General features: G+C 45.0%; 12 protein-coding genes and 1 other RNA gene. 6 read left to right on the top strand and 7 right to left on the bottom strand.

Going from position 1 to position 12,725, the window contains the following annotated elements:
• The first annotated feature begins 12 nt into the window (after positions 1-12).
• Positions 13-852, top strand: coding sequence for a 16S rRNA (cytidine(1402)-2'-O)-methyltransferase (rsmI, locus tag H4I94_RS05550; RefSeq protein ID WP_092819929.1), 840 nt, complete (start codon positions 13-15; stop codon positions 850-852).
• 92 nt (positions 853-944) lie between these two features.
• Here the strand turns inward: rsmI and H4I94_RS05545 are convergent, their stop codons facing one another.
• The 6 genes from H4I94_RS05545 to H4I94_RS05520 form a co-directional block, all read right to left on the bottom strand.
• Positions 945-1,193: a hypothetical protein gene (locus H4I94_RS05545; protein WP_086194938.1), complete on the bottom strand. Its 249-nt coding sequence runs from the start codon at positions 1,191-1,193 to the stop codon at positions 945-947.
• Positions 1,194-1,369: 176 nt separating this feature from the next.
• Positions 1,370-2,617 carry an FAD-dependent monooxygenase gene (locus tag H4I94_RS05540; protein ID WP_261182162.1) on the bottom strand — a complete coding sequence of 416 codons (1,248 nt, stop codon included), beginning with the start codon at positions 2,615-2,617 and terminating at the stop codon, positions 1,370-1,372.
• Positions 2,614-3,822: a 2-octaprenyl-6-methoxyphenyl hydroxylase gene (gene ubiH, locus H4I94_RS05535; RefSeq protein ID WP_261182160.1), complete on the bottom strand. Its 1,209-nt coding sequence runs from the start codon at positions 3,820-3,822 to the stop codon at positions 2,614-2,616. Before ubiH ends, H4I94_RS05540 begins: the two co-directional genes overlap by 4 nt.
• Before the next feature lie 451 nt (positions 3,823-4,273).
• Entirely contained in the window at positions 4,274-4,510 is a 237-nt protein-coding gene (locus H4I94_RS05530; protein WP_261182158.1) for a DUF378 domain-containing protein, read from the bottom strand.
• 545 nt (positions 4,511-5,055) lie between these two features.
• Complete coding sequence (pepP, locus tag H4I94_RS05525; protein WP_261182432.1) at positions 5,056-6,387, bottom strand: Xaa-Pro aminopeptidase; 1,332 nt, start codon at positions 6,385-6,387, stop codon at positions 5,056-5,058.
• A gap of 87 nt (positions 6,388-6,474) precedes the next feature.
• The gene (locus tag H4I94_RS05520; RefSeq protein ID WP_092819934.1) at positions 6,475-7,107 is read right to left on the bottom strand and encodes a UPF0149 family protein; all 633 of its coding nucleotides are present in this window, start codon (positions 7,105-7,107) and stop codon (positions 6,475-6,477) included.
• A 64-nt stretch (positions 7,108-7,171) separates the two neighbouring features.
• On the opposite strand from H4I94_RS05520, the gene H4I94_RS05515 reads away from it, so the two are divergent.
• The 3 genes from H4I94_RS05515 (at position 7,172) to ssrS (ending at position 8,294) form a co-directional block, all read left to right on the top strand.
• Positions 7,172-7,723 (top strand): hypothetical protein, encoded by a 552-nt coding sequence (locus H4I94_RS05515; protein ID WP_261182156.1) that lies wholly within the window; start codon positions 7,172-7,174, stop codon positions 7,721-7,723.
• Between the two features lie 2 nt (positions 7,724-7,725).
• Positions 7,726-8,010 (top strand): cell division protein ZapA, encoded by a 285-nt coding sequence (locus H4I94_RS05510; RefSeq protein WP_092819936.1) that lies wholly within the window; start codon positions 7,726-7,728, stop codon positions 8,008-8,010.
• A 100-nt stretch (positions 8,011-8,110) separates the two neighbouring features.
• A non-coding RNA gene (ssrS, locus tag H4I94_RS05505) (6S RNA) lies at positions 8,111-8,294 on the top strand.
• Positions 8,295-8,466: 172 nt separating this feature from the next.
• Here ssrS and H4I94_RS05500 read toward each other — a convergent pair.
• Positions 8,467-11,562 carry a heavy metal translocating P-type ATPase gene (locus tag H4I94_RS05500; RefSeq protein WP_261182147.1) on the bottom strand — a complete coding sequence of 1,032 codons (3,096 nt, stop codon included), beginning with the start codon at positions 11,560-11,562 and terminating at the stop codon, positions 8,467-8,469.
• Between the two features lie 82 nt (positions 11,563-11,644).
• On the opposite strand from H4I94_RS05500, the gene H4I94_RS05495 reads away from it, so the two are divergent.
• A complete protein-coding gene (locus H4I94_RS05495; RefSeq protein ID WP_261182142.1) occupies positions 11,645-12,025 on the top strand; it encodes a MerR family transcriptional regulator in 381 nt (126 codons plus the stop codon).
• A 50-nt stretch (positions 12,026-12,075) separates the two neighbouring features.
• Positions 12,076-12,663: a 5-formyltetrahydrofolate cyclo-ligase gene (locus H4I94_RS05490; protein WP_092819939.1), complete on the top strand. Its 588-nt coding sequence runs from the start codon at positions 12,076-12,078 to the stop codon at positions 12,661-12,663.
• Positions 12,664-12,725 lie beyond the last annotated feature (62 nt).

The raw sequence follows: 12,725 nt of genomic DNA, 5'->3' as shown, positions 1-12,725 counted from the left end.
TGGAGAAACCTTATGAGTGCTCAGTTATTTGTTGTAGCAACCCCAATTGGGCACTTAGATGACATTACTTATCGTGCTATTGATATTCTAAAGTCTGTAAGTATCATTGCGGCAGAAGATACGCGTACTTCCGCTCAATTATTAAAGCACTTTAATATAGCAACTCCACTGACTGCCTGTCACGAACATAATGAAAGTAATAAAATTGACATCTTGATCCAGCGCTTGCTGAATGGCGAAAATATGGCCCTGATCAGTGATGCGGGTACGCCACTGATTAGCGATCCGGGGTTTAAACTGGTTCGTGCGGCACAAGAACATCATATTCGCGTTATTCCGGTTCCAGGTGCCTGTGCCGCCATTGCGGCGCTCAGTTCTGTCGGCTTGCCGAGTGACCGCTTTAGTTTTGAAGGTTTCTTGCCCTCACGCCAAAGCCAACGTCTCAGCCAGCTGGAAAAATTGAAAGATGAAACCCAAACCCTGATTTTTTATGAAGCACCGCATCGTATTTTAGAGTCGGTGAAAGATATGGCACAGGTGTTTGGTGCCGATCGTCCTGTGGGTTTTGCCCGTGAAATTACCAAGACCTTTGAAACCATCAAAAAGATGACCCTGGCAGAACTGGTTCAGTTTATTGAAGCTGACCACAACCAGCAAAAGGGTGAAATTGTGCTGGTGATTGGCGGTGCAACTGAAGAAAAGGATCTGGAGCAGGAAAAACTGGACCAGCTCTTGACCCGTTTATTACAGGATTTATCCGTCAAGGCCGCTTCACAATTGGCCGCAGATTTAACGGGAATAAAAAAGAAAGTGGCATATCAACGCGCTTTGGAACTCAGCAATAAGGTCTAAGTGGCTGTACGGTTAAAAGCAGGTTTAAAAGCAAAAAGCATCACGAAAAGTGATGCTTTTTTATTTTGTAGCCAAGCTGGCAAAAGAATCTATTAATCTTTTGCTGACTCGTCTGCAGGTACTTCAGTGATGCGACCGCCACGAGCAAGGAAAGCAGCCACTTCATCTTCCAAAGCTTGACGCTGTTTCAGTTTAGCAGTCACTGTCAGTGTTTCGGCTTCAGCTACATCACCATCAGTTGCAACTGAATCACTGTCAGATGCACCTTTTTCAGCAGCTTTTGCTTCATCTTCATCGACTGCAGTGTCTTCTACATCATCGTAGTCATTCATATCTGTCATCTTCCTTTCTCCCCAAAAATGACGTCTATCCATCCAATTTAAATTGATTGTGAACTAGGAAGAAATTTAGCAATCTCTTTAGCTTTCGCATAGGGTCAATTTAAAAAAAATCGTATCTTTTTTAATCAAAAAAGTAACCTTATATAAATATTTGTACAAAAAACAGTTTTTCCTGCTTAAACCGCATATCGTGTATCTTTTAAGATCTGCAATCCGTTGGCTTGAGACATAAAAGCTTCTTTTAATGCGGCATGTTGTTCCACTTGTTTCAAGCCGAAATTTCGTGCCCACACCACGGGGAAAAGCGGGGTTCTTTCCATCCATCCAATCGCAGACATGCTGTGCATCATGGCATCGTTTTGGCCTTTGCGGCGGTGTTCGTAGCGCTGCAAGGTCTGTTCATGTGCCCATACGCCACGTTTCAGATCATGCAACAGTGCATCGCATAAAATGGCTGCGTCCAGACAGCCAATATTGACCCCTTGACCGGCCAGTGGATGAATCACATGTGCAGCATCTCCAATCAAGGCTAAACCGGCTTTGACATACTGCTGTGCGGCACGTGCTTTCAGCGGGAACTGTGCCCGTGGTGTTGCCTCTAACACCTCACCCAGCATGTGATGACTTTCACGCGTGAGCAACGCAGTAAAATCGGCATCATTCAAGGCTGCATATTCTTCCGCATAATCGTCTGGCAATGTCCAGACAATAGATTGCCAATAGCCTTCCTGTTCCGGCTTTAAACTGGCCATCGGTAAAAAGGCCAATGGGCCAGTTTCCAGAAAAATCTGACGGGCCACATGCTGATGCGGCTGGGCCGTTCGAATGGCACAGCTCAAACCGGCCTGTTTATAATCCAGAATATCCAGGTCAATAAAGGCCTGTTCACGGACAAAGGAATTTGCACCATCCGCGCCGATCAGCAGTCTGGTTTTTAATTGGGTACCATCTGCCAGGTGAATCTGCCAGATTCCCCCCACACCCTGCTCTATAGCTGTGACCTTGACCTGAGTACGATAATCCTGAAGCTGCTCCAGCATTTTTTCCTGAATGGCCAGGTTCAATAAACTTGGCTCGACCATCGACCCCAAAGCTTGCTCAACCGATGGCGTCTGCGCTGTTGCATGCCCAAAGTTAATTTCACCATAGCCATTTTTATTCCACACTTGCATGCCTGTATAGGGCTGCTGGCGTGCCAGCTTTTCCCAGACACCCACCGTTTTCAATAAATGAATGGTCGCCTGGCTGAGCGCCAGCACACGCGGGTTGGCAACACTTTTGGTTTTCCCGGCATCCAGGATTGGAGCAGCATCCAGTACCGTGGCCTGCACGCCACCTTGTGCCAGTAATAATGCTGTCAGACCACCGACCAGACCACCACCAATAATGACGACATCGAAAACATCAGCTTGAACTGGACTCATGCTTTTAACCCCATTGCATAATTGGCCACCAAAGGCTTAATGCCTGGGATGGTATCAAAAGCGACCAAGCCTGTATTCCGAATGAATTTTAGAACGGGATTGTTATTGCTAAAACCACGGACCACTGAATCACAGAATTTAATTACGCGTTGCTGATCGGTCAGACGGGATTTTTCGTAGTCTTGCAGCATTGCTGCATCGCCCAAATCGGCTTGCTGTGCAACTTGTTCGGTTAAATAACGGAGCAAGACATAGGCATCACGCATGCACAGGTTAAAGCCCTGGCCGGCTACCGGGTGGATGGTATGGGCTGCATTGCCCATCAGCACCACACGGCCCACCGCCTGTTTTTCTGCAAGCACTTGCGACAATGGGTAGCTAAAACGCCGACCAGTTTTCTGGAATTTACCGGCACGGTCACCATAGGTGTGTTGCAGGGCATCCAAAAAGTGCTGATCGTTTTCATCGCCCAGCCATTCGCCTTCTGTGCCTTTTTGCACTGGCCATACCACCGAACGGCGATATTCACCCGGCAATGGCAACAGCGCCAAAGGTCCAAGCGGGCTAAATCGCTCAAAACCGACATGCTTATGCGGTTTTGAGGTTTGTACGGTTGTGACAATCGCCACCTGGTCATAGTCATGTACCGATGCCCCAATGCCCAGGGCTTTACGGCAGAATGAATCACGGCCATCGGCAGCGATCAGCAGTTTTGCTTGTAAGGATAAGGTTTCATCGCCAAGTTGTGCTTCGATATAAGCCCAATCGGCATCTTGGGTCAGTGAGGTCACTTGTACGCCATCAATCAGTTCAATTAAAGGCTGTTTACGTACTTCCGTAAGTAGTACACGACCAAGCCAGGCATTTTCGATGACCTGGCCAAAGCTTTCGACTTTTTCCTGTTCTGCTTTTAAACGCGCCTTACCAAAGCTGCCTTGTTCGGTAATATGCACTTCCAGAATTGGTGTGGCATGTTCCTGCAAGGAATTCCATAAACCCAGTTCCTGATAAATTTGTACGCTACGGCGTGACAAGGCACTGTTACGCGCATCAAAACTGGAATGATAGGGTACAAGATTGGCATCATCATAATTGGGGTACTTAATGGCTTCGAGCAGCTTCACTGCAATGTTTGCCTTAGCCAACATCAAGGCTAAACTTAGCCCGACCATACCACCACCGACGATGATCACTTCTTGCTGCATGTTTTGATCCTTTTATGTCGTATCTATCAGGTCTAGATACTTATAATCTTGATTGATTTTATATTACCTCAAAGAAATGCATTTTTATAATGAATTAGCACTGCCCCTTATAGATGATATCCAATGCTGAATGGATTTCAGTCAAACTCGGCTTATTCCCTCGCTGTCTTGGCTCCATAAAAAATGTTTAATGCTTAGGCGCTAAACATCGTGGTGATATTCCTCAAATAGCCACCATGAAAAAACATGTTGAAGCGATGGGCTTCAAATCTGTATGGAGATGAAATTTTCCTCGGGAAAACCGTCATGTTTCAATCTCGAAACGTAAAAAAACGGAACTTAAGCTCCGTTTTTCCAGACTCAATGAAATTCTCATAACACGATGCTACAGATTACAGAAAAATCGTCTTCATGAGGTTTCAAGTCGGTCTTTGTATTCGGTCGTGATCTGCTAACGCACCACTCTTGTCTGAGGCTCATGATGCACTGTTCTGCCTAATTTCGTGCCTGTATAAATCAGGTAGAGTGCCGACAAGCCCACCAAGATATAGATAATCCTGGTTAGAACGCTCATTTCACCAAAAATAGCAGCAACTAAATTGAAATCAAATGCACCAATTAAGCCCCAGTTCAGGCCACCAATAATCGCCAAAGCGTAAGCAATCCAGTCGATCGTATTTAATCTCATCATTTTTCTCCCACTGTTCTTTAGTTTATTTAAGGATCAAAGAAATTATGGGAAAGAACGCAGATTTAATATGTTGCTTTGATGCTAATAACCGATTTCTTGTGTTGAAGTCGTGTCAGTTTTTAAACTTTAAATTTTAACTGGGTTGGTTTTATTTAAGTTATTCGCGATAAACGTAAGTAAAAAAGCCGATCATCTGACCTAATGCTGATCAGTTAAGGAGTGGAGTTTAGAAATAAACTCCTTAATTTTAGTAATTCATGGCGGATTCTTATCGTTTTAAATCAAATATTTGCAGCCAATTTCTTACTTTGGTTTCGCCCAAAGTAACCAAAGGCATTTGTCATCCGCAAAACTCGTCAGCCACTATCAACTAGCACATTTATCGCAGAAACAATCATTTTTTATTGTAGTCCTGCCTCAAACAGTTGCGGATGACGTTCCCACATATCAAATACAGGCATGAATTTACAAAGAAAATGCCAGTCAGTTTCTTAACTGACTGGCATTAGATCATCTGACCGGCTTTTCATCCTAAAAATTGCTTAGGCGACTTTGGTTTTTGCCATCAGGGCTTCAATATCTTCCACTGTTTTCACCACATCTTTGGTGAGCACCAGTGGCCCATTTTCGGTAGCAACCACATCATCTTCAATGCGGATACCAATGCCACGCCATTTGGCATCGACAGTTTCATCATCAGGTGCAATGTACAAACCCGGTTCAACCGTCACCACCATACCCTCTTCATAGGCACGCCATTCGCCATCCTGTTTATAGGAACCGACATCGTGCACATCCATGCCCAGCCAGTGTCCGGTACCATGCATGTAGAACTGACGGAAACTTTCTTTTTCAATAATTTCCTCAAGATCACCGTGCATAATGCCAAGGTCCAATAAACCCTGAACCAGAATGCGTACCGCCACATTGTGCGGTTCCTTATAAGAATTGCCAATGCGTACGGCATCAATCGCAGCCAGTTGTGCTTTTAATACCAGCTCATATAAGGCTTTCTGTTCAGGACTGAACTTGCCATTGACCGGAAAAGTACGGGTGATGTCTGAGGCATATAACTGATATTCGCAGGCTGCATCAATCAGCACCAGATCACCATCATTCAGCGCTTTGTCATTTTCCACATAATGCAAAATGCAGGCGTTGGCTCCCCCACCGACAATACTGTTATAGGAAGGTACGCAGCCATTTTTACCAAAAATATAATTCAGCTCGGCTTCCAGTGCATATTCCATCATGCCCGGTTTCACCGTTTGCATGGCACGGGTATGCGCTTCTGCCGAAATATTCGATGCAAGCTGCATGAGCTTGATTTCTTTTTCAGATTTATGCAAACGCATTTCATCCACAATGCGGTCGAGTTGAATCACTTGGGCAGGTGCAGAAGTACCTTTGCGTGATTCACCACTGGCTTTGGCAATCCATTTTGCTACACGAGCATCAAAATCGGCCTGATGACCAATACGATAGAACAGCTTTTGTTTATTGTGCAGTTTCTCGATAATTTCTTCATCAAGCAGGTCAATGGCATAGGCTTCATCCGCCTCGTAATCATCCACTGCACCGTCTACACCGGCACGGTAACCGTTCCAGATTTCCATCTCGCGGTTACGTTCACGGCAGAACAGACTATAGGTATAACCTTCATCAATCGACTCAAAAGTCTCAATCACCGCCACGGCTTCAGGCTCTGCAAAGCCCGTCAGATAGAAAAAGCTGCTGTCTGCACGGAATTTATAATCCGCATCGCGGTTACGCAGGGCAACCGGACTGGTGGCAATAATTGCAATACTGTGCGGACCCATTTCTTCTGCCAGGCGGTCACGACGTTCCTGAAAATCTGCTTGAGTCAGTTTCATCATTAAGTGTACTTTTGTCTTTTATGGGTAGGTGATCACTTTTAAAGGGTCAGTTAAATGGTCTGTTCTTGAACACCATCGCCCGAATTAACTCGGACGATGCGGGGTAAACATTTCAACTACACTGCTGGCTTCTGTAGGCGCAGTATTTTTTTGCAATTGCGGCTGGATGTTTTGCAGCAATGGGGTTTCTGCCACTTCCACTTTCTTGCGTCCCAATGACAGGCTGACAGGAATCAAGCGCACAAATTCGTAAAGCTCCTGATAGCTTTCTTCGCCTTCTTCGTCATCATCCGATTCATCAAACTCGACTGCTGCGACATCCTGCAGATGTTCAATCAGTTCCATTTCATCCTGACGGATATGACCGGAAGCCAAACCAAATCCCAATACTACACCTGCACACCAGTCTGCCAGGGCTTGTACACGATCCGCAAGAACATGTTCATCATCTGGAAGCAAAGGCAAATAATCGAGTTCATCTTCAGATAAAGCATGGGCAATATCTTCCGCTTCATCGGTTAATACCTCTAAAACCTGCTGCTCTAGCGCCGGAATTTCAAGGGTCGCTAAAATCTGTTGCCATTCATCACCGGTGGGTGCCTGAGTAACACAAACAATACCCGTTAGCAGCCCATGTAACTCACTTGGACTTGAAATCTCTTCAATTTTTGAAAAATTGTGGTGCCATTCCGACCAACCTGAAATATCGTCTTGCATTCGCTTATCCAATCTCTATACTTCTTATATATTACCTTTGTTTGCGATACTGTGCGACTACGATATGTTAGAAGAATTACAGCGTCTACAGGCGCATATTGGCGTTTTAAAAACGCGACTTGCGCATTTTAAAAGTGAAAATGATGCCCTCAATGCTGCAAAAGCAGATTCCAACGAGCACCATCATGCCCAAATTGTGCAAAAAAATGGCATCATCACCCAGAAACAAGAAGAAATAGATAATCTGAGCGAGCAATTAAGCGAAACCCAATCACAATTCAAGCAATTGAATAGCGATGCAGCCTCCTTGGCAGACCGTTATAGCCGCCTGGAAAAAAGCTGTACCGATCTTAAGAACCGTTTTCAGGAAATTCTGGCTGAGCGTAATGAATTACGTGTCATTAAAGAAAAGATGCAAAATGGTCAGCGTCTTGCTCAACAGGAAATTCAAGGCTTGCAGCAGGAACGTGAAAGATTGTTACAAAAAAATGAACATGCAAAAGCCAAAGTTGAAGCCATTATTCAGCGCCTTTCTATTTTAGGTACTGCTCAAGATCAGCATGCGCAAGAAATTCAACAGCTTGCTCACCCAGCCGATGCAAATGAGGATATTTAATCATGAGTGAACAAATTGCTGTGGAATTGCGTGTACTCGGCCATAATTTTCGTTTAGCCACCACTGAAAAAGAAAAAGCTGATTTAGAGCGTGCAGCTGAACTGTTAAATGAAAAATATGATGATTTTCGCCGTAAAGCGCCACGTGTCGAGCCAAGTAAACTGATTATTATGGTGGCGCTTGAACTGATGCAGGAAGTTCTTTCAATGAACAAATCCTTGCAAGAGTATGCCCATTGCGAGCGCTTGCTGACGACCATTTTAGAAGACGTCGAGGATTTGGTTTAATTTCTTGTTAAATTGAATAAACTATCAGCATTTGGGATTTAACTTTACAGTTGTTGCACATTGAGGATTTGCCAACACCTCATTATTGGTTATACTTATTCTATCTCTGAGATGTTCGCCAGTGAGTCTATATCCCTGCCGATACTTAAATCTACGGATTGTGTTCTGCATATTTAGAGTGTATGCCCATCTTCGAATGGGAAACCCAGCAAGTATGCGTCGCGTCCACCTTGAACTTCTTCGGGTTCAGGGTAACGACATGCAGCGGCATCTTCGGAGTGTTTTTTCTTATTAGTCTCAGTGACCTTGATTACAATATTTATTCCTTTATTTTTCTTTTTAAAACATTTTTAAATTTTACTCCCCCTCATATTGATTGATTATTGATTGATATTTTATGCAAAAAAATACCCAAGATTTTCATCTTGGGTATCTCATTTAAGTTCTGGCATTCAGTTATTTAGACTTTTGCAGCCGCAAAGCATTAATCACAACAGACAACGAACTCAGCGACATGGCAACTGCAGCAAGCATCGGGGTTAATAACAGCCCAGTCAATGGATAAAAAACACCCGCCGCAACCGGCACACCTAGGCCGTTATACACAAAAGAGAATGCCAGGTTCTGCTTCATGTTCTTCACGCCCAGTTTTGCCATATGGATCGCATCGGCTACACCGCGAATATCACCTTTGACCAAAGTCACCTGAGCCGTCTGTTTGGCAATATCGGTACCATTGCCCATCGCCACACCAACATTGGCCTGGGCAAGAGCCGGTGCATCATTAATGCCATCACCTGCCATTGCCACAACTTTGCCTTGCGCCTGATATTTCTTAACTAAATCTAATTTTTCAGTCGGGGTACAATTGCCATAGACCTGCTGAATGCCCAGCTCAGCCGCGACCAGCTTGGCATTCTGTTCGTGGTCACCAGACGCCATTACCACTTCAATGCCATCGGCAATCAGCTGATCAATCACCTGATGGGCATTGTGTTTAATCGCATCATGAATGGAGATATAGGCCAACACCTGCTGCTCATTGGCCAGAAAACTGATCACATTACCGCTCTCGCGTTGCGCATCCAGCTGTGCCTGAGCATGTGCAGAAAGCTGCAAACCCAACTGATCAATCAGCTTTTGACTGCCCACATACAGGGTTTGACCCTCAATTTGCCCTTTCACCCCAAAACCGGTGACATCTTCAAAATCAATGACTTTCAGCAGTTGCTCATGCGGAACCAGCCTGGTTAAAGTCTGTGCAATCGGATGGGTTGAATACTGTTCAATCGAGGCAATCCATTGTTCCACCTGCGTTTGCTGAGCTGTATCTGAAAGCAGTTTAATCTCTTTCAGGCTCGGTTTACCTTCAGTCAAAGTTCCGGTTTTATCGACAATTAAAGTGGTGACTTTGCTTAAAGCCTCAATCGCTTCTGCATCTTTAAACAGCACGCCCTTTTGCGCTGCCCGCCCTGTGGTGGCCATCACCGACATCGGCGTTGCCAGCCCCAAAGCACATGGACAGGCAATAATCAGTACTGCCACTGCACACATCAGCGCCAGATCAAACTGGGCTTTGCCAAAGAGCATCCACGCCATAAAGGTCAACACACTAATCGCCAGAACAATCACCACAAAATATTTGGCAAATACATCGGCAAGTTTTTGTAACGGCGCTTTGGAACGCTGTGCTTCCGCCACGGTCTGAATCATTTTCGCCAAGGTGGTATTGGCACCCACTGCCGTGGTTTGAATACGGATACTGCCCTGCTGGTTCACCGTACCGCCAATCACCCGGTCATCAACTTCTTTTTTCACCGGAACAGGTTCACCGGTCATCATGGCTTCATCAACATAGGTTTTGCCTTCCACCACAATGCCGTCGAGTGGAATCTGGTCCCCTGAAGAAATCTGCAGGATATCGCCCTGTTTCACCATGCCAATATCCACTTCGACCACCTGATCATGCTGCACTAGTTTGGCGGTATGCGGTTGCAGTTTCAGCAAGGATTTAAGTGCGTCTGCAGTTTTGGCACGGGCTTTCAGTTCCATGATTTGCCCGAGCAAACTCAAGGACACAATCATACAGGCCGCTTCATAATACACGGCAACACCGTGACCGGTTTTGGCCTGCATCGGGATCAGGGATGGAAAAACCGTCGCCACAAGACTGTAAATAAATGCCGCCAGCACTCCGACACCAATCAGGCTCCACATGTTCAGGTTGCGGGTTTTATAGGAAATCCAGCAGCGTTCAATAAAAGGTTTCCCTGCCCAAAGGATGACGGGAATAGACAGCACCAGTTCAATCCACGGCTGAATATGCTGCGGAATAAAGGCATGAATATGCGAACCCATGGCCAGTGCAAAGACAATTAAAGTCAGTGGCAACGTCATCCAGAAGCGACGGCTGAAATCGACCAGCTCAGGATTGGGGGCATCATTTAAGCTTGGCTGCATCGGCTCCAATGCCATGCCACAGATGGGACAGGTTCCCGGCCCTTTCTGCACAATTTCAGGGTCCATCGGACAGGTATAGTCCATATCTTCCGCGCCTTCTGGCACAGGTCGCTGGTCTGCCGGAAGCAGATAAAACTCGGGGTCGCCTTTAAATTTTTCCAGGCAGGACGGGTTGCAGAAATAGTAAGTTTTCGCCTGATACTCTGTTTTTAAATCGGTTGAAGTATCTACCGACATGCCACACACGGGATCGATCTCTGAATTTTGTACTGATGCAGGATGAGTTCCGCCACAGCAGCTGGACTTCTTTTCTGCAACGGCCACTTTTGCTGTTGAACCGCAGCAGGAAGATGCTGTTGGCTGAGTCTGCACATATTGCTCAGGCTGCTGGTTAAATGCAGTCAAACAGCGTTCTGAACAGAAATAATACTCTTTTGATTCAAACTGGCTGTGCCATTTAGAGTCGGTTTTCACCTGCATGCCACAGATGGGATCGACCGTTGTTTCACTTACCTGCTCTACGGTTTGCGCTTTGGTTCCCGCACAACAGCCTGAGGATTGCGCTACTGGCGGTTGATTTTGCGAACCACAGCAAGACTTTTTTTCATCTGCTTTTGGTTTAGATGCACAACCGCAGCCCGAAGCTTTAGGTTTATTTTTTTCTAAATACTGTTCCGGATTGGCCTGAAATTTATCTAGACAGCCCTGACCGCAAAAATAATAACTTTTATCTAGGTATGTAGTGTGCGGTTTGGATAAATCTGTCACAGTCATGCCACAGACAGGATCAATATATTGCTCTGCTTCAACCTTTTGATTGCCACAACACGAACTGGATGATGCAGCAGCTTTTGCCCGACTGGCACAGCCACAGCCGGAAGCTGGCTTGTTTTGCTGCTGAAGGTATTGCTCAGGAGAATTGATAAATTTCTGTTTGCAGCCATGGCAACAGAACAAATATTTTTTCCCCTCAAATTCAAAAGCATGTTCTGAATGCTCAGACACATTCATTCCACATACTGGATCAACTGTTACTAATTCAAGAGCTGAATTCTGTTTTGCACAGCAGGAAGATTTTTGTTGCTCATTCATCCGACTCACCTGTTTTATTCTTTCATTGTGTTAGCATAAAGTCTGTACCCAGGTACAGAGTCAAGTCATTTGAGGATATTTTATGCTCACCATCGGAAAACTGGCCAAACACTGTCATGTCAACGTCGAAACCATCCGCTATTATCAGCGCATCGGTTTAATGCGCGTACCTGAATCCACGCAGAGCTACCGCTATTACAATGACAAAGACATTGAAACCTTAAGCTTTATTCAAAAAGGCAAAGATGCAGGTTTGCAGCTCAGTGAAATACAGGAATTACTGCAACTTCAACTCGAAGACCGTGAACAGGTAAGGCATGTCATAGAGCAACGCCTGGAAAAAATTGATCAAAGGATTCAGGAATTGCAGTCACTCAAAACCCGTTTAAGCAGTTGGGTGGATGAATGTAAAACCACCAGTGAAAGCGGTTGCCCGATTTTGAAAGAGCTGAAAAACAGTTAAACTGCTTTATAAGATGAATATTTATCTATTTTTTTGGGAACAAATAAAAGATGTCCGTGGATTTAAAAGTTTTACGCAAGCAACTTCGACATCAGCGCAGAGCCGTTTCCAGCTTTCAACAAAAACAGGCACAACAAAAAGTACTTCAGCAACTGATCCGGCTCAAACATTTTCAGCATGCAAAAAAAATTGGTGTGTATCTGCAAGCTTTTGGAGAGATTCATACCAGACAAATTATTGAATACTGCTTTAAAAAGCATAAGCAGGTTTATCTGCCGATGATTTGTAGCATGAACCAGCAATTGCACTGGGTCAAAATTACGCAGCAACAATACCGAAACAATCAGTTTTCATATCATCCCTTGGGCATGAAAGAGCCGATGGCTGGGCGTGGGGCGCATGTTTCGACGCTGGATTTTCTAATCATGCCTTTACTGGCTTGTGACCTCTATGGCACCCGCATAGGCATGGGTGGCGGTTTTTACGACAAAACCCTGGCCAGTGCCCCCCATAAGCCCTATCGGCTTGGTCTTGCCCATGACTTTCAATTGATTCAATTCCGCCTGCATCGCGAAACCTGGGATCAACCTCTGGATGCCTTACTTACCCCTGCAAAATATCTACATTTTAAGCGTTGAATTGGTATTTTTGACTGATAGGAATATTTTAAAATCACATATTTACTCATTTTTTATACATT

The organism is Acinetobacter sp. T_3_1, assembly GCF_025377055.1.
Taxonomy (GTDB): Bacteria; Pseudomonadota; Gammaproteobacteria; order Pseudomonadales; family Moraxellaceae; genus Acinetobacter; species Acinetobacter kookii.
This window is presented reverse-complemented; position numbering and strand designations above follow the sequence as displayed.

Excerpts from the sequence above, each read along its gene's own strand:
- H4I94_RS05500 (WP_261182147.1), bottom strand. The coding sequence starts at position 11,562 with ATGAATGAGCAACAAAAATCTTCCTGCTGTGCAAAACAGAATTCAGCT.
- H4I94_RS05510 (WP_092819936.1), top strand. The coding sequence starts at position 7,726 with ATGAGTGAACAAATTGCTGTGGAATTGCGTGTACTCGGCCATAATTTT.
- rsmI (WP_092819929.1), top strand. The coding sequence starts at position 13 with ATGAGTGCTCAGTTATTTGTTGTAGCAACCCCAATTGGGCACTTAGAT.
- H4I94_RS05515 (WP_261182156.1), top strand. The coding sequence starts at position 7,172 with ATGTTAGAAGAATTACAGCGTCTACAGGCGCATATTGGCGTTTTAAAA.
- pepP (WP_261182432.1), bottom strand. The coding sequence starts at position 6,387 with ATGAAACTGACTCAAGCAGATTTTCAGGAACGTCGTGACCGCCTGGCA.
- ubiH (WP_261182160.1), bottom strand. The coding sequence starts at position 3,822 with ATGCAGCAAGAAGTGATCATCGTCGGTGGTGGTATGGTCGGGCTAAGT.
- H4I94_RS05540 (WP_261182162.1), bottom strand. The coding sequence starts at position 2,617 with ATGAGTCCAGTTCAAGCTGATGTTTTCGATGTCGTCATTATTGGTGGT.
- H4I94_RS05545 (WP_086194938.1), bottom strand. The coding sequence starts at position 1,193 with ATGACAGATATGAATGACTACGATGATGTAGAAGACACTGCAGTCGAT.
- H4I94_RS05490 (WP_092819939.1), top strand. The coding sequence starts at position 12,076 with ATGTCCGTGGATTTAAAAGTTTTACGCAAGCAACTTCGACATCAGCGC.
- H4I94_RS05530 (WP_261182158.1), bottom strand. The coding sequence starts at position 4,510 with ATGAGATTAAATACGATCGACTGGATTGCTTACGCTTTGGCGATTATT.
- H4I94_RS05495 (WP_261182142.1), top strand. The coding sequence starts at position 11,645 with ATGCTCACCATCGGAAAACTGGCCAAACACTGTCATGTCAACGTCGAA.
- H4I94_RS05520 (WP_092819934.1), bottom strand. The coding sequence starts at position 7,107 with ATGCAAGACGATATTTCAGGTTGGTCGGAATGGCACCACAATTTTTCA.